The organism is Streptomyces sp. SCSIO 75703 (assembly GCF_036607905.1).
Classification (GTDB): Bacteria; Actinomycetota; Actinomycetes; order Streptomycetales; family Streptomycetaceae; genus Streptomyces.
Map to the genome: position 1 here is coordinate 2,870,997 of NZ_CP144555.1, position 22,297 is coordinate 2,893,293.

A 22,297-nucleotide genomic window follows, 5' to 3' on the forward strand; every position below is an offset into this window, starting at 1 on the left:
TGCTCACGCTCCCGTGGCGACGAGGACGACGGCGACCGTGAGGACGACGGTGCCGGCGAGCAGCGCGCTCACATAGGTCTGCACATTGCCGGTCTGGGCCCGGCGTACGGCGGCGCCGAGCAGGCGGGGCAGGAGGCCGGCCCCGCGGACGTAGGTGTCGACGACCTCGCGGTCGAGGAAGCGGACGAGGCTCGCTCCGGCCAGCACCGGGCGGACGAACAGCGTTGTCTGGACGGCGTCCAGGTGGAAGCCGGCGGCGGCGTGCCGGTGCAGCGGGCCGAGCAGCAGGCGTCCGGGGTCGGAGGGGTCGGCGGCGGAGGCGATGTCGCCGTAGGCGGGGGCGTGGCTGGCGATGGCCTCGGCCTCCACCAGGGCGGCGTCGCCCTCGGGGTGGGCGGCGACGGCGCCCAGCGGTACGCGGGAGGCGAGGGCGGTGGTGTGCCGCCAGGCTGCGTAGGTGACGATCCCGCCGACCAGGGCGAGGCCGGTGCCGAGGACGGAGGTGGTGAGGGCCGGGGTGAGGTCGCGGCCGTCGAACCAGTCGGGCAGGACGCGGAAGGCGAGTCCGCCGAGGGCGAGGGAGGGGACGGCGAGGACCCACAGGACGGCGTTCATGACGACCGGCTGCCGGCCGTGGCCGGGGGCTTCGGTGCCCCGTCCGCGGAAGGCGAGCAGCCACAGGCGCATCGCGTAGCCGGCGGTGAGCACGGCGGTGAGCAGGCCGGCGACGAGGACGGTCCAGCCCGCGGCGCCGGGTGCGTGCGCGGTGTGGCCGGTGGCCGCGCGTTCGGCGGCGACGAGGACGGACTCCTTGGAGAAGAAGCCGCTGAAGGGCGGGATCGCGGCGAGTGCGAGGAGCGCCACGGTCGTCGTCCAGTAGGCGTCCGGGACGCGTTCGCGCAGGTTCCGCATGCGGGACATGGCGGCCAGGGAGTTGGTGCCGGCGGCGTGGATGATCACGCCGGCGGCGAGGAAGAGCAGCGCCTTGAAGGCGCCGTGGGTGAGGAGGTGGAAGACGGCGGCTCCGCGGTCGCCGGTGGCGAGGGCGCCGGTCATGTAGCCGAGCTGGCCGATGGTCGAGTAGGCGAGGACGCGTTTGATGTCGTCCTGGGCGAGGGCGGCGAGGGCCGATCCGGCCATCGTGACGGCGGCCATGACCGCGAGGACGAGCATCGCGGCCGGGGACGCCTCGAAGAGCGGGAGGAGGCGGGCGACGAAGTAGACGCCGGCGGCGACCATCGTCGCGGCGTGGATCAGCGCGGAGACGGGGGTGGGGCCGGCCATCGCGTCGGGCAGCCAGGTGTGCAGCGGGAACTGCGCCGACTTGCCCGCCACGCCGGCCAGGAGCAGCAGCGCGATGAGGGTGGGGTGGTCGATCGAGCCGTGCGCGACGGCGCCGAGGATCGTGGTGATCCGGAACGAGCCCGCTTCGGTGGCCAGCGCGAACAGGCCGATGAGGAAGGGGACGTCGCCGAGCTTGGTGACGAGGAACGCCTTGAGGGAGGCGGCGCGGGCCTCGGGGGTCTCCCAGTAGTGGCCGACCAGGAAGTAGGAGCAGATGCCCATGACCTCCCAGCCGACGAGCAGCACCATCAGGTCGCCGGTGTAGACGACGAGGAGCATCGCGGAGGTGAAGAGGGAGACGAGGGCCGCGTAGGAGGGGTAGCGGGGGTCGTCGCGGAGGTAACCGGTCGAGTAGACCTGCACGCAGGTGGCCACGCAGGCGACCAGTACGGCGACGAGGGCGGCGAAGCCGTCGACGTGCAGGGCGAGGGCGATCGGGACGGACCCGGTGGGGGTCAGTTCGGTGGCGGCGTCGACGGCGGGGCCGCCGCCCTGGCGGGCGGCGACGAGGGCGGCGAGGACCAGGGAGGCGAGGGTCGGCAGGACGGCGAGCGGCCGGACGAACCCGGGCGCGGTGCGGCCGATCAGCAGGCCCGCGGCGGCCCCGAGGAAGGGCAGCAGCGGGACGAGGACGGCGAGGGTGGTCGTGGTCACGCGGTGGCCTCAGCCTTCTCGTCGGCCGTCCCGGCCGTGGGGGCGTCGGGGTCGGTGGGGTCCGGGCCCTCGGCGGTGTCGCGGAGGCGGTCGATGTCCGCGGTGCCGCGGTTGCGGTGGACGGCGAGGACGATGGCCAGGCCGATGCCGACCTCGGCGGCGGCGATGGCGATGGTGAACAGGGCGAGGGCCTGTCCGGAGTGCAGGGTGTCCTCGGCCGCCTTGGCGAGCCAGACGTCGAAGGCGACGAGGTTGAGGTTGACGGCGTTGAGCATCAGCTCGACCGACATGAGGACGAGGATCGCGTTGCGCCGGGCGAGGACGCCGTAGAGGCCGGTGCAGAAGAGGAGGGCGGAGAGGACGGCGGGATAGGCGAGGTGCATCAGCGGGCACCGCCCTTGCCGGTGTCACGGGGGGCGGGGCCGCCGGGGGCGGGATGGCGAGGAGCGGTATCCCCGGCGGCCGGACCACCGGCAGCGGGATCGCGAGGAGCGGTATCGCGAGGAGCGGTATCGCCGGCGGCCGGGTCGCCGGGGGCGGGGTCACCCGCAGCGCGGCCGACGGCGGCCGGGTCGCCGGGGGCCTGGGCGGGGGGTGCGGCGGGGCCGGTTCCCGAGGGGCCGGGGGCCGTCGGCGACGGGGGCCCGGTCCGGGTTCCCGCCGCGGCGGTGCGGCGGGAGAGGACGATGGCGCCGACGAGGGCGGCGAGGAGGAGGACGGAGAGGGCCTCGAAGGGGAGCACCCAGTGCTGGAAGAGGCTCGCCCCGGTGACCCGGGTGGAGCCGGCGGCCGGTCCGTCCAGGTCTATCCAGACCGTGCGGAAGGCGTCCACGACCACCCAGACCAGGGCCGCCGCGGCGGCGAGGGCCACGGCGAGGGCGACCGGGCGGTTGCCGGAGTCGGCGTCGGGCGAGTGCCCGACGGGCGCCTTGGTGAGCATCAGGCCGAACAGGAGGAGGACGACGACGGAACCGACGTAGATGAGGACCTGCACCCAGGCGATGAACTCGGCGGTGAGCAGCAGGTACTCGACCGCGAGACCACCGAGGGCCACGACCAGCCACAGGGCCGCGTGGACGAGTTGCCGGGTGGTGACGGTGACGACGGCTGCCCCGAAGGTGACGAGCCCGACCAGGAGGAAGGTGATCTCGACGCCGGTCGGGGAGAGGAAGCCGGGGGCTTCGGCGGCCGTGGCCGCGGTGTCCGCCGTGAGGCGCGCGACGGTCGCTGCGGTGGTCATTCCCGGCCCTCCTGCCGGTCGGTCTCCGGCCGGTCGGTTCCCGGCCGGTCGGTTCCCGGCCGGTCGGTTCCCGGCCGGTCGGTTCCCGGCCGGTCGGTTCCCGGCCGGTCGGTTCCCGGCCGGTCGGTTCCCGGCCTTCCGGTCTCCGGCCGGCCGGTGCTCGGCGCTTCGGTCTCCGGCCCGGTGGGCTCCCGCCCCTCGGCCTCCCGCCCCTCGGCCTCCTGCCGTGCGGTCTCCTGCCGTTCGGTCTCCTGCCGGGCGGCGAGCTTGTCGGCCGTCTTGCGGGCGGCGGCGAGTTCCTTCGGCTCCTCCGCGCCGGGGTCGAGGGCGGGCGGCGCCGGGACGGTCCACATCCACTCGCGGAGCGTGTCCCGCTCGTGGGTGAGGTCGCGGATGTCCGTCTCGGCGTACTCGAACTCCGGGGACCAGAACAGCGCGTCGAACGGGCAGACCTCGATGCAGATACCGCAGTACATGCAGAGGGAGAAGTCGATGGCGAAGCGGTCGAGGACGTTGCGGCTGCGCTCGCGTCCGCCCGGCGTGGCCGCGGGGACGGTCTCCTTGTGGGAGTCGATGTAGATGCACCAGTCGGGGCACTCGCGGGCGCAGAGCATGCAGACCGTGCAGTTCTCCTCGAACAGGCCGATCACGCCGCGGGTGCGCGGCGGCAGGCCGGGCTGGACGTCCGGGTACTGCTCGGTGACCGTCTTGCGGGTCATCGTGCGCAGGGTGACGGCCAGGCCCTTGGCCAGGCCTGAGCCGGGGATCGGGGCCATCAGAGGAACACCACCTTGACGACGCCGGTGAGAGCGATCTGGGCGAGGGCGAGGGGGACGAGGACGGTCCAGGAGAGCTTCTGGAGCTGGTCCTCGCGCAGCCGCGGGTAGGTGACGCGCAGCCAGATGACGACGAAGGCGAGGAGGGCCGCCTTCAGCAGGGTCCACACCCAGCCGAGGCCGTCGGCGCCCCAGGGGCCGTGCCAGCCGCCCAGGAAGAGGACGGTGGTCAGGCCGCACAGGACGACGATCCCGGCGTACTCGGCCAGCAGGAAGAGGGCGAAGCGCAGCCCGGTGTACTCGGTGTACGCGCCGAAGATGATCTCGGAGTCGGCGACCGGCATGTCGAACGGCGGGCGCTGGAGTTCGGCCAGTCCGGCGACGAAGAAGACGATCGCGCCGACGAGCTGCCAGGGCAGCCACCACCAGGTGAAGGCGTCCAGGATGCCCGGGAGCGAGACGGTGCCGGCCGCCATGGCCACGGAGGCGGCGGCGAGCAGCATCGGGAGTTCGTAGGCGAGGAGCTGGGCGGCGGTGCGCAGGGCGCCGAGCAGGGAGAACTTGTTGGCGGAGGCCCAACCGGCCATGAGCGAGCCGAGGACGCCGACGCCCATGACCGCGAGGACGAAGAAGACGCCCGCGTCGACCACCTGGCCGACGGCGCCTTCGCCGGGGCCGACGGGGATGACGAGGAGGACGAGGAGGTAGGGCAGCAGCGCGACGGCGGGGGCGAGCTGGAAGACGCGCCGGTCCGCCTCGGCGGGGACGACGTCCTCCTTCTGCGCGAACTTCACGCCGTCCGCGACGAGCTGGGCCCAGCCGTGGAAGCCTCCCGCGTACATCGGGCCGAGGCGGCCCTGCATGTGGGCCATCACCTTGTGCTCGGTCTGGCCGACGAGCAGGGGGAAGGTGAGGAAGACCACGAAGACGGCCAGGAGGCGCAGGGTGACGTCCAGTACGTCGTTCACCGCGGGCCTCCAGGGGGGTTCGGCCGGTTCTCGTCGGGGGGCGGGGTGGTGCCGGTGTCGTCGGCCGCGTCGGGCTCCCCGGCCGCAGCGTCGGTGCGCTCGGGCGGCGCCTCGGGCGCGGGGTCGGGACCGGGTACGGGGTCGGGGTCGGGACCGGCCTCGGGCTTGTCGTCGGAAGGAGTCCCGGGACCGACCTCGGGCCCGTCGTCCGACGCGGTCCCGGGTCCGGCCTCGGGCTTGTCGTCCGAGGGGGTCCCGGGTCCGGTCTCCGGTTCGTCGAAGGCGGGGCGGGCGTGGTGCCAGGGGGCGTCCGCGCTGCGGGGGACGGCGGGGGTGGTGCGGGGGGCGGGGCCTCCCGTGCCGGTACCGGCCGCCGCCTGCGTGCCGGCCTCCGCCGTCGCCTCCGTCCCCTCCGGTTTCGCCGTTCCCTCCGGTTTCGCCGTCTTCGTGGCCCGCTGGCTCGCCGAGCCCTCCGACGCGCTCCGCGCCCGCCGCGGGCCGCCGGCACCGGTGCCGGCGGCACCGGCCGCGCCACCGTCCCCGGCCCCCGCACCGGCCGCCCGCTGGCTCGCCGAGCCCTCGCCTGCGCTGCGGGAGCGGCGGGGCGTCTGGCTCGCCGAGCCCTCGGAGGCGCTGCGGGAGCGGCGGGGGGCAGTCGCCGCCGGGGGCGTCTGGCCGGTGGAGCCCTCCGCCGCCGAGCGGGTACGCCGGGCGGGGCGCTCCCCTGCCGTACGCCCGGCGCCGCGGGCCGGGGCGGCGGGGAGCCGGCCCTTGAGCGGGCCCCATTCGTTGGGGTCGGGCACGCCCGGGGGGAGCATCTGGCGGCGCCGTGGGCCACCGTGCTCGGACTCGCCGGGTTCCTTCGCGCCGGGCCACGCCTTGGCGACGCGGGCGGCGAGGACGAAGTCCTTGCGCAGCGGGTGTCCCTCGAAGCTCTCGGGGAGGAGCAGGTGGTCCAGCCCGGGGTGGCCTTCGAAGACGACGCCGAACATCTCGTGGGTCTCGCGCTCGTGCCAGCCGGCGCCCGCGTACACGCCGACGGCGGTGGGCAGGACGGGCGCCTCGTGCGGCACGGTGGTGCGCAGCAGCAGCCGGCGCACCGGGGCGAGGGCGGCGACGTGCGCGGCGACGCGCAGGCCCGTGCCCGGTTCGTCTACCGCGCTCAGCCAGTCGAAGTAGGTGCAGCCCAGCCGGTCGCGGGCGGTCTCCAGGGCGGTGATCCAGTCCGCCGCGGGGACGTCCACGCACAGCACGTCGTACGACTCCTCGGCCACGGCCTCCGGGCCGAAGAGGGCCGTGACGGCCTCGGGCAGCCAGCCGGCCGCGCTCATCGCGCCTCCCCCGAGCCGGAACCCGGACCACCCGAACCCGGACCACCCGAACCCGGACCACCCGAACCCGGACCGTCCGAAGCCGAACCGCCCGGACCCTGATCACCCGGGCCCGTCCCGCCGGGTCCCGTCGCGGGGCCCGGCCCGCCCGGCCCCGCACCCGGAGGCGTGACCAGTCCGCTCTGGAGGGCCGCTGCCGACGGGCCGGGCGACGAGGTGCCGTAGCGCTCCCCCAGCGACTCCCGAGCGATCTTCTCCTGGAGTTTCAGGATGCCCTGGAGCAGCGCCTCGGGCCGGGGCGGGCAGCCGGGGACGTAGACGTCGACGGGGAGGATCTGGTCGACGCCCTTGGTGACGGAGTACGAGTCCCAGTACGGGCCGCCGCAGTTGGAGCAGGCGCCGAAGGAGATGACGTACTTCGGCTCGGGCATCTGCTCGTAGAGCCGTTTGATCGCGGGGGCCATCTTGTCGGTGACCGTGCCGGAGACGACCATCAGGTCGGCCTGCCGGGGACCCGGCGCGAAGGGGATGACGCCGAGGCGGATGAAGTCGTGCCGGGCCATCGACGCGGCGATGAACTCGATGGCGCAGCAGGCGAGGCCGAAGTTGAAGACCCAGAGCGAGTAGCGGCGGCCCCAGTTGAGGACGACCTTCATCGGCTCGGGGGCCAGGCGGGAGAGCACGCCGAGCCGCTTGGGCTCCGGCAGCGGCACAGGACCGGCGGGATCGGGCCGCGCGGCCCCGGGGTTCACGTCCACGACAGGACGCCCTTCTTGTATGCGTACAGCAGGCCCACGGTCAGGAAACCGAGGAAGACGAACATCTCCACGAGCGTCGTCGCCCCGTACCCGGGATCGGCGAAGACCGTGGCCCAGGGGAAGAGGAAGATCGAGTCGACGGCGAAGACGACGTAGAGGAAGGCGTAGACGTAGTAGCGGACCTGGGTGTGGGCCCAGCCCTCGCCGACCGGGTCGACGCCGCACTCGTAGGTGAGGAGCTTCTCCGGGGTGGGGACCACGGGCCGCAGCAGGCGGCCGGCCCCGAAGGCGACGGCGACGAAGAGCACGCCGAGGACGGCGAGCAGTCCGACGACCGAGTAGGACGGGAAGTAGTCCGCCGCGAGCACGGTGCTCGCGGCGCCGGCGGGCCCGTCGCCGGCGGTCGGTTGCGGCACGTCCGTCCCTCCCTGTCCCGGAGGCGTGTCGCCCGGCCGTGTGGCGGGGGCGAACGCCGCCGTGTCGACGATCTGTCCGACACGGGAGTCTAGAGCCTGTTAAAGGGCCGGTAAGCAGCCCGTCGCAACCCTTCGGGGCCGGGGTGGGGTTTTCCTCAGGGAAGCCCGGCGGACCACCTCATGGCGCGGTGGAGCCCGGCACGGCACGCTGGCACGTATGACCGAACGCCACTCGACCCCTCCCTACGCCGAGTCCGCCGGTGACGCGGACGGTGGCGCGCTGCCGCCGGCCCGGTTCGCCTACGACGCGCACACCTGGAGGGAGATCGCGCATCTGCTGGTGAACCTCCCGATGGCGCTGATCGGTTTCGTCTACACCGTCACCGTGGTGCTGGTGGGCTTCGGGATGACGTTCACGGTGATCGGTCTGCCGCTGCTGGCGGCGGGGCTGCTGGGGTCGCGGCAACTGGGCAAGCTGGAGCGGGCGCGGGCCCGGTCGATGCTCGGGGTGCGGGTGGAGGAGCCGAGTCCGGTGCCGTTGCGGCGGGCGGGCGGCTTCCTGCCCCGGCTGTGGCTGGCGCTGAAGGACCCGGTGGGGTGGCGCACGGTGCTGTACGACCTGGCGCGGCTGCCGTGGGGCATCCTCACCTTCACGGTGACGCTGACCTCGCTGTTCGTGCTCTGGCCGGTGCTGCCGTTCCTGGCGCGGGGCATGGCCAACGTGGACCGGGCGATGGTGCGGGCGCTGCTGTCGCCGTCGGACGAGCTGGAGCGACGGATCGCCGAGCTGGAGTCGGACCGGGGGGTGGTGGTCGACACGGCCGCCGCCGACCTGCGCCGCATCGAACGCGACCTGCACGACGGCGCGCAGGCCCGCCTGGTGAACCTGGCGATGGGGCTGGGCCTGGCGAAGGAGAAGCTGCTGGAGGACCCGGACGCCGCGGCCCGCATGGTGGACGAGGCGCACGGCGAGGTGAAGCTGGCCCTCCAGGAGTTGCGGGACCTGGCCCGGGGCATCCACCCCGCCGTCCTCACCGACCGCGGCCTCGACGCGGCCCTCTCCTCGGTCGCCTCCCGCTGCACCGTCCCCGTCACGGTCACCGTCGACCTCACCGAACGCCCCGCCGCGGCCATCGAGGGCATCGCCTACTTCACCGTCTCCGAACTCCTCCAGAACGTCAGCAAGCACAGCGGGGCGATGTCGGCCACGGTGGAGGTGTGGCGCGCGGAGGACCGGCTGCTGCTCCAGGTGGGCGACGACGGGCGCGGGGGCGCGCGGCTGGAGGACGGTACGGGGATGAAGGGGCTCGCGGACCGGCTGGGCGCGGTCGACGGGATGTTCGTCGTCAGCTCGCCGGAGGGCGGTCCGACGGTGGTGACGGCCGAGCTGCCCTGGCGCGACCGCGTGGAGGCCGAGGCGCCCGCCGGACGCTGACCACCGGTCACCGCGCCCCGCCGGGGGCGCTCCGACCCGAGCCCCGTGAGACCCCGGCCCCGCAACCCCGGGGCCGGCCCCGCGCACCCCCGCCCAGCCCGAGCCCCGGCCCACCCGGCACCGGCGCCGGTCCGGGCCCCGGTCCGTACCCACCCCACCCACCCACCCGTGAGACCCCCGTCCCGCCCGGGACCGGGGTCTCACGCGCGCGTGCCCGCCGCCCCGCCCGGCACCGCGGCAGGCACCCCGGACGGTGCCCGGCGCGCGAGGTGGGGAAAACCCCCCTCCGCAGACGCCGACGGGCTCCATGGCCCGCGGGCCGCCGGGAGAGGAGGGTGGAGACCACGGCAGTACCGCCGGAACGACGACGAGGACCGAGGACAGGGAAGAGGGACGGCGCCGATGGCCACGGAGTACGGACAGGGTTACGGGCTCGGGAGCGGGTCCGGCCGCGCCGGGGGCCCCGGCGCGGGCCGGCACCTGCTCCCCGCCTGGCTGCGGGCGCCGTTCGAGGGGCGGAGCTGGCGGGAGTACGGGTACGTGCTGCTGAGCCTGCCGCTCGGCGTCTTCTTCTTCACGTACGCCGTCACGATGGTGTCCCTCGGGGCGGGACTGCTGGTGACCTTCCTGGGCGTGCCGGTGCTGGCGGCGGGGCTGGCCGGCTGCCGGATGCTCGGGGCGGTGGAGCGGGCGCGGGCGCGGGCACTGCTGGGGCTGCGGGTGGACGAGCCGGAGCCGCTGCGGGTGCGCAAGCCGGGCCTGATGGCCTGGATGGGGGCGGTCCTCAAGAGCGGCGCGTCCTGGCGGAGCCTGCTGTACGCGGTGGTGCAGTTCCCGTGGGCGGTGTTCTCGTTCTGCGTCGCGGTGACCTTCTGGTCGGTGGGGTGGACGATGTTCACCTATCCGCTGTGGTTCTGGGTCTTCCCCGCCTACGTCGGCCAGGGCGGCATCCAGCTCTTCGGCGACGGGACGCACCAGGTGTACCTGGACAACCCGTTCGAGATCACCGTCACCGCGGCGGCCGGCCTGCTGATCACGCTGGCGACGCCCTGGATCGTGCGGGCCCTGACAGCGGTGGACGGGCTGCTGGTGTACGGGCTGCTCGGCCCCTCGCCGCTGGCCACCCGCGTGGTGGAGCTGGAGTCGGACCGGGGCGTGGTGGTCGACACCGCCGCCGCCGACCTGCGCCGCATCGAACGCGACCTGCACGACGGCGCGCAGGCCCGCCTGGTCGGGCTCGCGATGGACCTCGGCCTGGCCAAGGAGAAGCTGCGGGAGGACCCGGGTGCCGCCGCCCGCATGGTCGACGAGGCGCACGGCGAGGTGAAGACCGCCCTCCAGGAGTTGCGGGACCTGGCCCGGGGCATCCACCCCGCCGTCCTCACCGACCGCGGCCTCGACGCGGCCCTCTCCTCGGTCGCCTCCCGCTGCACCGTCCCCGTCACGGTCACCGTCGACCTCACCGAACGCCCCGCCGCGGCCATCGAGGGCATCGCCTACTTCACCGTCTCCGAACTCCTCCAGAACATCAGCAAGCACGCGCGGGCCGCGTCGGCCGCCGTGGACGTGTGGCGCGCGGAGGACCGGCTGCTGCTCCAGGTCGTGGACAACGGCGTCGGCGGGGCGCGCGTCTCCCCGGGATCGGGGCTCGCGGGGCTGGCCGAGCGGCTCGGGGCGGTGGACGGCGTCCTCGTGGTGGACTCTCCGGCCGGCGGGCCGACCCGGGTCACGGCGGAGCTGCCCTGGCGGACCGAGCCGCTGCCGCGCTGACGCCGTTTGACCGGTCGGACCGGTCGGACCGGTCGGACCGGTCGGACCGCGCGGACGGCGGGCGACGGACGACGCCTGCGGATGCCACGCGGCGGGGCCCGACGGACGCCGGACGGCGAACGGCAGACGGCAGACGCCGGGCGGCGGACGCCGGGCGACGGACGGCAGATGCCGGGGGCGGAAACCGGCCGCCGGACACCGGGCAGGGGACGCAAGCCACCGGACCCGCGTCCCCTCCGCGCCCGCGCCCGCCCCCGCCCGTTGTCCTCGCGGCGCCCGACCGGCGATGCTGGAATGCTGGACCCCGTGGCCCCGGCGGTGGGTGGACGCGGCGCGGGCCGCGTCGGCCGCCGGGCGGAGGGGACCGGGCTGTGGGGGACGTGATCGTGGAGGACAGGGTGCGGGTGGTCATCGCCGAGGACTCGGTGCTGCTCAGGGAGGGGCTGACCCGGTTGCTGACCGACCGGGGGCACGAGGTGGTGGCCGGGGTCGGGGACGGCGAGGCGCTGGTCAAGACGATCACGGAGCTGGACGCCGACGGCAAGCTGCCCGACGTGGTGGTGGCGGACGTGCGGATGCCGCCGACCCACACCGACGAGGGCGTACGGGCCTCGGTGCAGCTCCGCAAGGCCCACCCGGAGCTGGGCGTACTGGTGCTGTCCCAGTACGTGGAGGAGCGTTACGCCACCGAACTGCTCGCCGGGTCCAGCCGCGGGGTCGGCTACCTGCTCAAGGACCGGGTGGCCGAGGTGCGCGAGTTCGTGGACGCGGTGGTGCGGGTGGCGCGGGGCGGCACGGCGCTCGACCCGGAGGTGGTGGCGCAGCTCCTGGGCCGCAGCCGCAAGCAGGACGTGCTGGCCGGTCTGACCCCCCGGGAGCGGGAGGTGCTGGGGCTGATGGCGGAGGGCCGGACCAACTCGGCGGTGGCCCGGCAGCTCGTGGTGAGCGACGGCGCCGTGGAGAAGCACGTCAGCAACATCTTCCTGAAGCTGGGCCTGTCCCCGAGCGACGGCGACCACCGGCGGGTGCTGGCCGTCCTCACCTACCTCAGGTCCTGACCCGTCCTCCGGGTCCCCGCCGCCGCCCCGGCTCTGCGGGCCCGCGCGGGGCGGCGGGGTCCCGGGGCGGCGTCCGTGAGCGTGACGGGCCCCGCCCCGCCGGGGCCGGGGCGGGGCGGCGGGGCCGGGGGCCCGCGCGCCGCGTCCATTCCCGCGAATGTCCACCGGAAGCCGGGCCCCTCGGACGTAGGGTTGATCCGGGCCGGTCGTGGAGGCCGGTCCGGGACAGCCGCCTCTAGGGAGGTCCACTTCAGTGACCAGCCAGGTCAGCAGCCCAGCGGAGCAGGCCGACGGAACCGTCGTGGGAGAGCAGCGCAAACCGGTGGGGACGAAGGACGTCCGCCGGCTGGACCGGGTGATCATCAGGTTCGCGGGCGACTCGGGCGACGGCATGCAGCTCACCGGCGACCGCTTCACCTCGGACACGGCGTCCTTCGGGAACGACCTGTCGACGCTGCCGAACTTCCCGGCCGAGATCCGGGCCCCGGCCGGCACCCTGCCGGGGGTCTCGTCCTTCCAGCTCCACTTCGCCGACCACGACATCCTCACCCCGGGCGACGCGCCGAACGTGCTGGTCGCCATGAACCCGGCCGCGCTCAAGGCGAACATCGGCGACATGCCGAGCGGCGCGGAGATCATCGTCAACACGGACGAGTTCACCAAGCGGGCACTTCAGAAGGTGGGCTACGCGGCCTCCCCGCTGGAGGACGGTTCGCTGGAGGGGTACCGGCTGCACCCGGTGCCGCTGACCACCCTGACGGTGGAGGCGCTCAAGGAGTTCGACCTCAGCCGCAAGGAGGCCGAGCGCAGCAAGAACATGTTCGCGCTGGGCCTGCTGAGCTGGATGTACCACCGGCCGACCGAGGGGACCGAGCGGTTCCTGCGGACGAAGTTCGCCAAGAAGCCGGACATCGCCGCCGCGAACATCGCCGCCTACCGGGCCGGCTGGAACTTCGGGGAGACCACGGAGGACTTCGCCGTCTCCTACGAGGTGGCGCCGGCGTCGACGGCCTTCCCGCCCGGCGTGTACCGCAACATCTCCGGCAACCTGGCGCTGGCCTACGGCCTGATCGCCGCGTCCCACCAGGCCGGACTGCCGCTGTTCCTCGGCTCGTACCCGATCACCCCGGCCTCGGACATCCTGCACGAGCTGTCCCGGCACAAGAACTTCGGCGTGCGCACCTTCCAGGCCGAGGACGAGATCGCGGGCATCGGCGCGGCGCTGGGGGCGGCGTTCGGGGGGTCGCTGGCGGTGACGACCACGTCCGGTCCGGGGGTCGCGCTCAAGAGCGAGACGATCGGGCTCGCCGTCTCGCTGGAGCTGCCGCTGCTGGTCGTGGACATCCAGCGCGGCGGCCCCTCCACCGGCCTGCCCACCAAGACCGAGCAGGCCGACCTGCTCCAGGCGATGTACGGGCGCAACGGCGAGGCGCCGGTCCCCGTCGTCGCGCCGCGCACCCCGGCCGACTGCTTCGACGCGGCGCTGGAGGCGGCCCGGATCGCCCTGACGTACCGGACCCCGGTCTTCCTGCTCTCCGACGGCTACCTGGCCAACGGCTCCGAGCCGTGGCGCGTGCCCGAGCCGGACGAACTGCCGGACCTCTCGGTGCGGTTCGCGCGGACGCCGAACCACACCCTGGAGGACGGCACCGAGGTCTTCTGGCCGTACAAGCGCGACCCCGAGACGCTGGCCCGTCCCTGGGCGGTGCCCGGCACGGCGGGCCTGGAGCACCGCATCGGCGGCATCGAGAAGCAGGACGGCACGGGGAACATCTCCTACGACCCGGCCAACCACGACTTCATGGTCCGCACCCGGCAGGCCAAGGTGGACGGCGTCGCCGTCCCCGACATCGAGGTCGACGACCCGGACGGCGCCCGTACCCTCGTGCTGGGCTGGGGCTCGACCTACGGCCCGGTCACCGCCGCCGTGCGCCGGCTGCGCGCCGCCGGCGAGCCGATCGCCCAGGCCCACCTGCGCCACCTCAACCCCTTCCCGCGCAACCTCGGCGAGGTCCTGCGCCGGTACGACAAGGTGGTGGTCCCGGAGATGAACCTCGGCCAGCTCACCGCCCTCGTCCGGGCGAAGTACCTGGTCGACGCGCGCGCGTACCACCAGGTGAACGGGATGCCGTTCAAGGCGGAGCAGCTCGCCACGGTCCTGAAGGAGGCCATCGATGGCTGAGACGTCCACCACCGCCCCGGTCGCGGCCGAGGCGCTCTCCCTCGTGCCGAAGGCCGAGGGACGGCAGTCCATGAAGGAGTTCAAGTCGGACCAGGAGGTGCGCTGGTGCCCCGGCTGCGGGGACTACGCGGTCCTCGCCGCCGTCCAGGGCTTCCTGCCCAGCCTCGGCCTGGCCCGGGAGAACATCGTCTTCGTCTCGGGCATCGGCTGCTCCTCCCGCTTCCCGTACTACATGAACACCTACGGGATGCACTCGATCCACGGCCGGGCCCCCGCCATCGCGACCGGGCTCGCCACCTCGCGCCGGGACCTGTCGGTGTGGGTGGTCACCGGGGACGGCGACGCGCTCTCCATCGGCGGCAACCACCTCATCCACGCCCTGCGCCGCAACGTGAACCTGAAGATCCTGCTGTTCAACAACCGGATCTACGGGCTGACCAAGGGCCAGTACTCCCCCACCTCGGAGACCGGCAAGATCACCAAGTCGACGCCGATGGGCTCCCTGGACGCGCCCTTCAACCCGGTGTCGCTGGCGCTGGGAGCGGAGGCGTCCTTCGTCGCCCGCACCGTGGACTCCGACCGCAAGCACCTCACCGAGGTGCTGCGCCAGGCCGCCGAGCACCCCGGCACGGCCCTGGTGGAGATCTACCAGAACTGCAACATCTTCAACGACGGCGCCTTCGAGGTGCTCAAGGACCGCGAGCGGGCCGAGGAGGCGGTGATCCGGCTGGAGCACGGGCAGCCGGTCCGCTTCGGCGCCGACGGTGCCAAGGGCGTCGTCCGCGACCGGGACACCGGTGACCTGCGGGTGGTCGCCGTCACCCCGGAGAACGAGGCGGACGTGCTGGTCCACGACGTCGGCGCGGCCACGCCGACCACGGCCTTCGCCCTCTCCCGGCTCGCCGACCCGGACACGCTGCACCACACGCCGATCGGCGTGTTCCGCTCCGTCGCACGGCCGGTCTACGACACGCTCATGGCCGACCAGCTCGACGCGGCCGTGGAGCGGCACGGCAAGGGCGACCTGTCGGCGCTGCTCTCCGGCAACGACACCTGGACGGTCGTCGGCTGAGCGCGGCGGCGGTGCACGAGGCCCGGGGCGTCACGTCCCGGGCCTCGTCGTAGGCCCGGCGGGCCCGGTCCACGTCGGCCATCCGCCGCTCGGTCCTCCAGCGCCTCGCCCCGGTCCTGGAGCACGGCACCTCGGTGCACGCGGCCGGCGAGGGCCGGGTCTCCTCCGCCTCCCGCGCGGGTGGCCGTCGCCGCGCTCACCGGCGAGGGCCACGAGAACCGCGCCTGCGCGCCGGGCGGCGACACCGCGGGGGCTTCGCCGAGTGCGCCGCCGGACTGAGCCGGCTGACCGGCCGCGAGATCGCCGCCACCCCCGTCTCCGTCGGGGCGTACACCGGCATCCTGGCGGGCGCCGGGCTGTCCGGGCCGCCAGGATGCCGTCCCTCGCGGGCGTCGGGGCGTCCATCGAGCAGGGCGAGCCGGTCGTCGCCACCGGCGGCCTCTCCCGGCCGGCGGGCCGCCGCCCCACCACCCCGCTCGCGCAGACGGTCCGGGAGGCCCCCGCCCGCCCGCTGAGCGCCCCCGCGTGCGTCCGGGGCGCCCCCGCGCGCTCCCACCGCCCCCTGTCATGACCGTAGGGCACCACGGGTATGACAGGGGGCCGGGAACGGCGCTACCTTCGTTCGTGGCATGCGTCCGTACCGTGTGCCGGTGGTGAGAGGGAGGTGCCCGTGGCCGGGTCGTCGAGGAGTGAACAGCGGATCGGTCTGCTGAACGGCGTCGCGGCGTACGGGATGTGGGGGCTCGTCCCCCTCTTCTGGCCCCTGCTCAAGCCCTCCGGCGCCGGGGAGATCCTGGCCCACCGGATGGTGTGGTCCCTCGGTTTCGTGGCCGTCGCCCTGCTCGTCGTCCGGCGCTGGGCCTGGCTCGGCGAGCTGCTGCGGCAGCCGCGGAAGCTGGGCCTGGTCACCGTCGCCGCCGCCGTCATCACCGTCAACTGGGGCGTCTACATCTGGGCGGTGAACAGCGGCCACGTCGTCGAGGCGTCGCTCGGCTACTTCATCAACCCGCTGGTGACGATAGCCATAGGCGTGCTGCTGCTGAAGGAGCGGCTGCGCCCCGTGCAGTGGGCGGCGGTCGGGACCGGCTTCGCGGCCGTGGTCGTCCTCACGGTCGGCGTCGGCCGCCCGCCCTGGGTCTCGCTCTGCCTCGCCTTCTCCTTCGCCACCTACGGGCTGGCCAAGAAGAAGGTCAACCTCGGCGGGATCGAGTCGCTGGCCGCCGAGGCCGCGATCCAGTTCCTCCCCGCGCTCGGCTACCTGCTCTGGCTGGGCGCGCACGGCGGGTCCACCTTCGGCGCCGCGGGCGCGGGGCACGCGACGCTGCTCGTCGCCACCGGCGTGGTCACCGCCCTGCCGCTGGCCTGCTTCGGCGCGGCGGCGATCCGGGTGCCGCTGTCCACGCTGGGCCTGCTCCAGTACCTGGCGCCCGTCTTCCAGTTCCTGCTCGGCGTCCTCTACTTCCGCGAGGCGATGCCCACCGAGCGCTGGGCCGGGTTCGCGCTGGTCTGGGTGGCGCTGACGATGCTGACCTGGGACGCGCTGCGCACCGCCCGCCGTTCGGCGCGGGCGCTGGCCAAGCGGCTGGAGGACCTGGCGGAGACCGGCGGGGCGGTGCTGCCGACGGGGCCGGCCGGCGCGGCCCGCGAGGCGGGGATCGTGGCGTCGGGGACGGCGACGGCCGCTCCCGGAACGAGGGCGGCGCCGGGGACGGCCACGGGCGAGCCCGCGCCGGACGGCTGCCCCGGACCCGACCCGCTCGACGCCCCGGCCGTGAAGCCGTAGGACCCGGCCGGGGGCCGTCGGACCCGGCCGTGAGCCGTCGGACCCGGCCTGGGTGACGGTGGTGTGGAAGCCGTGGCGCCGTAGAAGCCGTGGCGCCGTGAAAGCTGTGGCTGTGGAAGCCGCGGCGGCTCCGGCGCGAGAGGGGGCGGGCGGGCGGATCGCCGTGTTCCCCTTGCCCGCCCCCGGGGCGGACCAGTTGAGTGGCGCCCATGACATCCACGCCTCCGTCCGCGCCCGCCCCCGTGCACTTCAAGGTCGTCGTCGACGCCGCGGACCCGCACGCCCAGGCCGCCTTCTGGGCCGCCGCCCTGCACTACGAGGCCGAGGACAACAGCGCCCTCATCGCCGGGCTGCTGGAGTCCGGCGCCGTGCCGCGGGAGGCGACCGTCGAGTCGGACGGCCGGCTCGCCTGGCGCGACCTGATCGCCGTACGCCACCCCGAGGACCCCTTCGACCAGGCGAGCGGCACCGGACTGGGGCGGCGGCTGCTCTTCCAGCGGGTGCCCGAGCCCAAGACGGGCAAGAACCGGATCCACCTCGACCTGCACCCCGGCGCGGACCGCCGCGCCGAGGAGACCGCCCGCCTGGAGGAACTGGGCGCGACGATCGTGCGGCACGTGCGGGAGCCGGGCGGCCAGTGGGTGGTGATGGCCGACCCGGAGGGGAACGAGTTCTGCGTCCACTGAAACCCGTCCGGGCACGACCTGGGGGTTCTCCGGCGGTCTCCGATATCCGGGACACGATGGCCGGTCCGCGGTCTTGACGGGACGTCAGCCGTGGCCACACCATCCTCGCGTCCCTTCCACGCGAGTCCCGTCCGGGACTCCCCAGGAATCCGGAGCCCCCCACATGAAGCTCTCCCTCTCCGGCCGCGCGCTGACGGCCGGTGCCGTCGCCGCCGCCACACTGCTGGCCGGCACCACCGCGGCCGACGCGGCCACGGCCCCCGAGCCCGCCGCACCGGCCGCCGCCGCGCCCGACATATCCGTGACCGCCGTCAAGGCGCACCTGACCCGGTTCCAGTCCATCGCGACGGCCAACGGCGGCAACCGCGCCCACGGCCGCACCGGCTACCGGGCCTCGCTCGACTACGTGAAGGCCCAGCTCGACGCGGCCGGCTTCACCACCACCGTCCAGCAGTTCACGTCGTCCGGGCGCACCGGCTACAACCTCGTCGCGGACTGGCCCGGCGGCGACACCAACAAGGTTGTCATGCTCGGGTCACACCTGGACAGCGTCGCCGCCGGACCCGGCATCAACGACAACGGCTCCGGGTCGGCCGCCATCCTGGAGACCGCCCTCACCGTGGCCCGCACCGGCCACCACCCCGCCAAACACCTGCGCTTCGCCTGGTGGGACGCCGAGGAACTGGGCATGGTCGGCTCCCGCCACTACGTCTCCACGCTCTCCGCCACCGAGCGCGCGAAGATCGCCGGCTACCTGAACTTCGACATGATCGGCTCGCCCAACCCCGGGTACTTCGTCTACGACGACGACCCCGTGATCGAGAAGACCTTCAAGGACTACTACGCCGGCCTCGGCGTCCCCACCGAGATCGAGACCGAGGGGGACGGCCGCTCCGACCACGCCCCCTTCAAGAACGCGGGCGTCCCCGTCGGCGGCCTCTTCAGCGGTGCCGACTACCGCAAGACGGCCGCCCAGGCCGCCAAGTGGGGCGGTACGGCCGGCCGGGCCTTCGACCCCTGCTACCACTCCTCCTGCGACACCGTCGCCAACATCGACGACACCGCCCTGGACCGCAACAGCGACGCCATCGCCCACGCGGTCTGGAAGCTCACCGCGTAGCCGCACCGGCGGCGGGGAAGCGCGGGTCAGCCCCGCCGGTCGCGCAGCCGGGCGGTGAGGCGGGCCTGGCGGGCGTGGGCCGACTCGCGCTCCTCGGCGTCCTCGGCGGCCGGACCGCCCTCGGCCGCCAGCTCGTCCCACAGGCCGAGCACCGCGCGCCCCAGCTCCAGCCCCCGTTCCGGGTCCCGTACGCCCCGCCAGGCGGTGACCGCACTGCGCACGTTGCCGTAGGCGGCCTCCGCGTCACCCGCCCGGCGGTGCACGCCGGCCAGGTCCAGGGAGAGGCGGAACGCCCGCTCCACGTCGCCGGAGAGGTAGGCGATGTACGCGGTCAGCTCCCGCAGCCGCAGCACCTCGGGGTGGTCCGGGCCGAGGCTCGCGGAGGCGGTCTCGACGGTCCGTTCCGCGAGCCGGGCCGCCTCCTCGGTCCGCCCCTCCCGGACCGCCTCGCCGACCCGCGCCGTCGGCTCCGCGAGGACGGCGGGCCCGGTGCCCGGCGGGTCGGGCGGACCGTCCCCGAGCACCGCCTCGGCCACGGCGTCGAAGCCCCGGGCGGGGGTGTGCCGCACGACCTCCTCCCCGGGCGGCGGAACGGCCCGGGGGCCGCGCGGGGACGTCGCCGCTACCGGGGTGGGACGCGGCGCGCCGTGCCCGTGGGCCCCGGTCGCCGGGGCGGGGCGCGGGGCGCCGGTGAGCGGGGAGTACGGGGAGAGGGGGGTGACGGCGGGCCCGGGGGCCGCCTCCATCCTCGGGGGCGGGCCGAAACTGCCCGTCGGCGGCACGACGGTGCCGGGCGGCGCGACGGCCAGGGAGCCGGGCAGCGGGGTGCCGGGGGCTGCCGAGCGCGGGGCGTACGGGGGGCGGGCCGGGGCACCGGGGTGCGCGGCGGCCTGCGCGGCGGAACGCGGGGCCACCTGGGCGGGGGCCGCGGCACCGGGGTGCGGGGCGGCCTGGGCGGGTGCCTGCGTGGCGGGCGGGGGGACGCCGGGAGCCTGCGCCGTGCGCGACGCCGCGGCCTCCCGTACCGGCTCCACCAGGCGCAGCACCTGCGTGGCCCGGTCCCACGCGGTGGCGTCCGGGTCCGTACTCCCCCGCTCGGGCGCCGGCGCCGCGGCGTCGCCGCCGGTGTCGCCGGTGTCCGGGACCCCGGAGGCGTCCGGGGTCAGGGGCGTGGGGTCCGCGGCGAGGTGGCTGGAACCGTCCGGGTCGACGCGGAGCGGTACGGCGCAGCCCACCCGCTCGTCGCGCACGGTGGCGAGGACGGGCCGGTCGGCGGCGAGCGCCAGCCGGTGCAGCCGTTCCAGGACGGCGTGCTGTATCTCCTGGCCGGGGGCCGCGACGATCAGGGCGCCGTCCACCGACGCGCCCCGGACTCCGGCCGCGCCGGCCGGTACGCGGACGTCGATCGGCAGTGCCCCGGCGGTCTGCGCGCGCCCGGCGGCCCGCGGGCCGGGCCGCTCGTCGCGGTCGGGTCGAGTCATGGTTCCCCCCTGCTTCCCCGGCGGTCCCGGCCGCGTCCCCGGCGCGGCCCGGTCGTGCCGGTCGTCCTTCTTGCCCCGAGTCTCCCCGGTCCCTCCCGGTCCTTGGGTCACCGCCCTGTCACAGCCTCGTTCCAGCGGGCACCGCGCCTGCCGGGGCGGTGCCGCGAGGCCGGGGGAGCCGGGGCGGGACGTTCCGCGCGGGTGCCGTTCCGCGCCCTACGCGGTGATGTCCTTCCCCGCGAACCGCGCCCAGGCCGCCGAGCCGAACACGGCCGCGTACAGGGCCTGGAGGCCGAGGTTGCGCACCAGCGCGTCCCAGTGGACCGGCTCGCGCATCAGGTCCGCGAAGGACAGCCAGTGGTGCGAGAAGAGGTACGGGTGGAGGGCGTGGAGCTGCGGGATCTGGTCGAGGATCTGCACCGTGATCAGCAGGCCGACGGTGGCCGCCATCGCCGCGATGCCGCTGCCGGTCAGCGTGGAGACGAACAGGCCGAGCGCCGCGAGGCCGGTCAGCGAGGCGGCGACGACGAGCGCGATCAGCAGCGCCCGCAGAAGGCCCTCGCCGTAGCCGATACGGGTGCCGGAGATCGTGGTCAGATCGCCGAGCGGGAACAGCAGCGCCCCCACCGCGAGCGCGGAGCCGGCGACCACGAAGGTGGCCGCCAGGCAGAAGACGACCACGGTCGCGTACTTGGTGAGCAGCAGCCGGGTGCGGCCGGCCGGGGCGACCAGGAGGTAGCGGAGCGTCCCGGCCGCCGACTCGCCGGCGAGGGCGTCGCCCGCGACGACGCCGACGGCCATCGGCAGGAAGAACGGCAGGGTCACCGCCAGCGCCGTGAAGACCAGGAACAGCCCGTTGTTGCTCACCTGCGCGAGGAACGCCGGTCCGCCGGGGCCCCCGCCGGGGCCGCGCGAGGGACCGCCGCCCGTCTCGATGCGCACGGCGATGCCGACCAGCACCGGCACGGCGGCCAGCACGCCCAGCAGTACGAGGGTGCGGCCCCGCCGGAACGTGATCAGCAGTTCGCTCCGGAACAGCCCGAGGGAGGCAGGGAACCACCGCCCCGCCGGCGCGCCGGTCCCGGCCGGGACCGGTGTGGTCTCCCACTCCCCGCCCCGCTCGGCGGCGTCCGCCGTGTCAGCCCGCGACATCGAAACCCTCCCCGGTCAGTGCCACGAACGCGTCCTCCAGCGAGGCCCGTTCCACCGCGAAGCCGCGGACCCGGACGCCGCCCGCGACCAGCGCCGCGTTCAGGTCGGCGAGGTCGCCGTCCGGCGGCTGGGCGGTGACCCGGTCCCCGTCCACCGCCACGTCCCCGGCGCCGCGCTCCTTGAGCACCCGGGCGGCGTCCCCCGGGTCCGGCGTGGTCACCACCAGCCGCCCGCGCATCCCGGCCGCCAGATCGGCCACCGCGCCCTGCGCGAGGAGCCGGCCGCGGGCCATCACGGCGGCGTGGGTGCACACGTGCTCGATCTCGTCGAGCAGGTGGGAGGAGAGGAAGACGGTGGTGCCGTCGGCGGCCAGTTCGCGCACCAGCGCACGGATCTCGCGCATGCCCTGCGGGTCGAGCCCGTTGGTCGGCTCGTCCAGCACGAGCAGGCTGCGCGGGCGCAGCAGGGCCGCGGCGAGCCCGAGCCGCTGCTTCATGCCGAGCGAGTACGCCCCCGCCCGTTTGCCGGCCGCGGCGGCGAGGCCGACCCGGTCGAGCGCCGCCGCGACCCGCTGGCGCCGGGTGCGGGGATCGGCGGTCGGGTCGGCGGCGTCGTACCGGAGCAGGTTGTCCCGGCCGGACAGGAAGCCGTAGGCGGCCGGGCCCTCGATGAGCGCGCCGACCCGCGGCAGGACGCTGCGGGCGGCGCGCGGCATGGGGCGGCCCAGGACGTGGGCGGTGCCCGAGGTCGGTGCGATCAGCCCCATCAGCATGCGGATGGTGGTGGTCTTGCCGGAGCCGTTCGGGCCGAGGAAGCCGAAGACACTGCCCGCCGGGACGGTCAGGTCCAGGCCGTCGACGGCCGGTTGCCCGCCGCGGTAGCGCTTGGTGAGGGCGCGGGTGGTGATGACGGCGCCGTCCTCCGGGGCGGAGGCTGCCGGGCCGGGGGCCGGGCCAGGGGTCGGGCCGGGGGCCGGTTCTGGCGGACTCTCCGCTTCGGTGCCGGACGGTTCGCCCATCGGCTCTCTCCTCGTCGCGCGCTGCCCTCGTGGGGCCGGGACGTCCGGCCCAC

At 75.0% G+C, this 22,297-nt stretch carries 19 protein-coding genes and 1 pseudogene; 9 read left to right on the forward strand and 11 right to left on the reverse strand.

Going from position 1 to position 22,297, the window contains the following annotated elements; translation table 11 throughout:
- Window positions 1–3: 3 nt before the first annotated feature.
- From VM636_RS12465 to VM636_RS12500, 8 genes are read right to left on the reverse strand one after another with little or no spacing between them, the layout of a single operon-like run.
- Window positions 4–1,998 carry an NADH-quinone oxidoreductase subunit L gene (locus tag VM636_RS12465; protein WP_030422017.1) on the reverse strand — a complete coding sequence of 665 codons (1,995 nt, stop codon included), beginning with the start codon at window positions 1,996–1,998 and terminating at the stop codon, window positions 4–6.
- A complete protein-coding gene (nuoK, locus tag VM636_RS12470) occupies window positions 1,995–2,381 on the reverse strand; it encodes an NADH-quinone oxidoreductase subunit NuoK (protein WP_030422016.1) in 387 nt (128 codons plus the stop codon). The genes VM636_RS12465 and nuoK overlap by 4 nt, the downstream gene beginning before the upstream one ends.
- Window positions 2,381–3,238 (reverse strand): NADH-quinone oxidoreductase subunit J, encoded by an 858-nt coding sequence (locus VM636_RS12475; protein WP_078962604.1) that lies wholly within the window; start codon window positions 3,236–3,238, stop codon window positions 2,381–2,383. Before VM636_RS12475 ends, nuoK begins: the two co-directional genes overlap by 1 nt.
- On the reverse strand, window positions 3,235–4,014 hold the full coding sequence (locus VM636_RS12480; RefSeq protein WP_338484411.1) for a 4Fe-4S binding protein: 780 nt from the start codon (window positions 4,012–4,014) through the stop codon (window positions 3,235–3,237). The genes VM636_RS12475 and VM636_RS12480 overlap by 4 nt, the downstream gene beginning before the upstream one ends.
- Window positions 4,014–4,982, reverse strand: coding sequence for a complex I subunit 1 family protein (locus VM636_RS12485; protein ID WP_030422013.1), 969 nt, complete (start codon window positions 4,980–4,982; stop codon window positions 4,014–4,016). The genes VM636_RS12480 and VM636_RS12485 overlap by 1 nt, the downstream gene beginning before the upstream one ends.
- Window positions 4,979–6,313 carry an NADH-quinone oxidoreductase subunit C gene (locus tag VM636_RS12490; protein WP_053913276.1) on the reverse strand — a complete coding sequence of 445 codons (1,335 nt, stop codon included), beginning with the start codon at window positions 6,311–6,313 and terminating at the stop codon, window positions 4,979–4,981. Before VM636_RS12490 ends, VM636_RS12485 begins: the two co-directional genes overlap by 4 nt.
- Entirely contained in the window at window positions 6,310–7,071 is a 762-nt protein-coding gene (locus VM636_RS12495) for an NADH-quinone oxidoreductase subunit B family protein (RefSeq protein WP_338484415.1), read from the reverse strand. Before VM636_RS12495 ends, VM636_RS12490 begins: the two co-directional genes overlap by 4 nt.
- Window positions 7,062–7,487, reverse strand: a complete 426-nt coding sequence (locus VM636_RS12500) for an NADH-quinone oxidoreductase subunit A (protein ID WP_030422010.1) — start codon at window positions 7,485–7,487, stop codon at window positions 7,062–7,064. The genes VM636_RS12495 and VM636_RS12500 overlap by 10 nt, the downstream gene beginning before the upstream one ends.
- A 217-nt stretch (window positions 7,488–7,704) precedes the next feature.
- On the opposite strand from VM636_RS12500, the gene VM636_RS12505 reads away from it, so the two are divergent.
- The 9 genes and pseudogenes from VM636_RS12505 to VM636_RS12545 all read left to right on the forward strand — a co-directional run bounded on the left by VM636_RS12505 (window position 7,705) and on the right by VM636_RS12545 (window position 18,593).
- The gene (locus VM636_RS12505; protein ID WP_053913278.1) at window positions 7,705–8,922 is read left to right on the forward strand and encodes a sensor histidine kinase; all 1,218 of its coding nucleotides are present in this window, start codon (window positions 7,705–7,707) and stop codon (window positions 8,920–8,922) included.
- Window positions 8,923–9,324: 402 nt separating this feature from the next.
- Window positions 9,325–10,692, forward strand: a complete 1,368-nt coding sequence (locus VM636_RS12510) for a sensor domain-containing protein (RefSeq protein ID WP_338484418.1) — start codon at window positions 9,325–9,327, stop codon at window positions 10,690–10,692.
- A gap of 386 nt (window positions 10,693–11,078) precedes the next feature.
- Window positions 11,079–11,750: a response regulator transcription factor gene (locus tag VM636_RS12515; RefSeq protein WP_030422009.1), complete on the forward strand. Its 672-nt coding sequence runs from the start codon at window positions 11,079–11,081 to the stop codon at window positions 11,748–11,750.
- Between the two features lie 253 nt (window positions 11,751–12,003).
- Entirely contained in the window at window positions 12,004–13,932 is a 1,929-nt protein-coding gene (locus VM636_RS12520) for a 2-oxoacid:acceptor oxidoreductase subunit alpha (protein ID WP_338484420.1), read from the forward strand.
- Complete coding sequence (locus VM636_RS12525; protein WP_030422007.1) at window positions 13,925–15,004, forward strand: 2-oxoacid:ferredoxin oxidoreductase subunit beta; 1,080 nt, start codon at window positions 13,925–13,927, stop codon at window positions 15,002–15,004. The genes VM636_RS12520 and VM636_RS12525 overlap by 8 nt, the downstream gene beginning before the upstream one ends.
- 98 nt (window positions 15,005–15,102) lie before the next feature.
- A pseudogene (locus tag VM636_RS12530) lies at window positions 15,103–15,494 on the forward strand (KR domain-containing protein); the annotation flags it as partial.
- 180 nt (window positions 15,495–15,674) lie between these two features.
- The gene (gene rarD, locus VM636_RS12535) at window positions 15,675–16,787 is read left to right on the forward strand and encodes an EamA family transporter RarD (protein ID WP_338484422.1); all 1,113 of its coding nucleotides are present in this window, start codon (window positions 15,675–15,677) and stop codon (window positions 16,785–16,787) included.
- A 209-nt stretch (window positions 16,788–16,996) separates the two neighbouring features.
- Window positions 16,997–17,473 (forward strand): VOC family protein, encoded by a 477-nt coding sequence (locus tag VM636_RS12540; RefSeq protein WP_030422004.1) that lies wholly within the window; start codon window positions 16,997–16,999, stop codon window positions 17,471–17,473.
- Window positions 17,474–17,636: 163 nt separating this feature from the next.
- A complete protein-coding gene (locus VM636_RS12545) occupies window positions 17,637–18,593 on the forward strand; it encodes a M28 family metallopeptidase (RefSeq protein WP_053913284.1) in 957 nt (318 codons plus the stop codon).
- 26 nt (window positions 18,594–18,619) lie between these two features.
- Here VM636_RS12545 and VM636_RS12550 read toward each other — a convergent pair whose 3' ends face one another.
- The 3 genes from VM636_RS12550 to VM636_RS12560 all read right to left on the reverse strand — a co-directional run bounded on the left by VM636_RS12550 (window position 18,620) and on the right by VM636_RS12560 (window position 22,244).
- Window positions 18,620–20,074: a tetratricopeptide repeat protein gene (locus VM636_RS12550; RefSeq protein ID WP_030422002.1), complete on the reverse strand. Its 1,455-nt coding sequence runs from the start codon at window positions 20,072–20,074 to the stop codon at window positions 18,620–18,622.
- A gap of 216 nt (window positions 20,075–20,290) precedes the next feature.
- Window positions 20,291–21,226, reverse strand: coding sequence for an ABC transporter permease (locus tag VM636_RS12555; protein ID WP_053913286.1), 936 nt, complete (start codon window positions 21,224–21,226; stop codon window positions 20,291–20,293).
- Window positions 21,213–22,244, reverse strand: a complete 1,032-nt coding sequence (locus VM636_RS12560) for an ABC transporter ATP-binding protein (RefSeq protein ID WP_338484426.1) — start codon at window positions 22,242–22,244, stop codon at window positions 21,213–21,215. The genes VM636_RS12555 and VM636_RS12560 overlap by 14 nt, the downstream gene beginning before the upstream one ends.
- Window positions 22,245–22,297: the final 53 nt, after the last annotated feature.

What these genes read in the sequence shown, in the direction of transcription:
- nuoK (WP_030422016.1), bottom strand. Translation starts at nt 2,381, where the DNA reads ATGCACCTCGCCTATCCCGCCGTCCTCTCCGCCCTCCTCTTCTGCACC.
- VM636_RS12475 (WP_078962604.1), bottom strand. Translation starts at nt 3,238, where the DNA reads ATGACCACCGCAGCGACCGTCGCGCGCCTCACGGCGGACACCGCGGCC.
- VM636_RS12480 (WP_338484411.1), bottom strand. Translation starts at nt 4,014, where the DNA reads ATGGCCCCGATCCCCGGCTCAGGCCTGGCCAAGGGCCTGGCCGTCACC.
- VM636_RS12490 (WP_053913276.1), bottom strand. Translation starts at nt 6,313, where the DNA reads ATGAGCGCGGCCGGCTGGCTGCCCGAGGCCGTCACGGCCCTCTTCGGC.
- VM636_RS12505 (WP_053913278.1), top strand. Translation starts at nt 7,705, where the DNA reads ATGACCGAACGCCACTCGACCCCTCCCTACGCCGAGTCCGCCGGTGAC.
- VM636_RS12510 (WP_338484418.1), top strand. Translation starts at nt 9,325, where the DNA reads ATGGCCACGGAGTACGGACAGGGTTACGGGCTCGGGAGCGGGTCCGGC.
- VM636_RS12525 (WP_030422007.1), top strand. Translation starts at nt 13,925, where the DNA reads ATGGCTGAGACGTCCACCACCGCCCCGGTCGCGGCCGAGGCGCTCTCC.
- VM636_RS12540 (WP_030422004.1), top strand. Translation starts at nt 16,997, where the DNA reads ATGACATCCACGCCTCCGTCCGCGCCCGCCCCCGTGCACTTCAAGGTC.
- VM636_RS12545 (WP_053913284.1), top strand. Translation starts at nt 17,637, where the DNA reads ATGAAGCTCTCCCTCTCCGGCCGCGCGCTGACGGCCGGTGCCGTCGCC.
- VM636_RS12550 (WP_030422002.1), bottom strand. Translation starts at nt 20,074, where the DNA reads ATGACTCGACCCGACCGCGACGAGCGGCCCGGCCCGCGGGCCGCCGGG.
- VM636_RS12555 (WP_053913286.1), bottom strand. Translation starts at nt 21,226, where the DNA reads ATGTCGCGGGCTGACACGGCGGACGCCGCCGAGCGGGGCGGGGAGTGG.
- VM636_RS12560 (WP_338484426.1), bottom strand. Translation starts at nt 22,244, where the DNA reads ATGGGCGAACCGTCCGGCACCGAAGCGGAGAGTCCGCCAGAACCGGCC.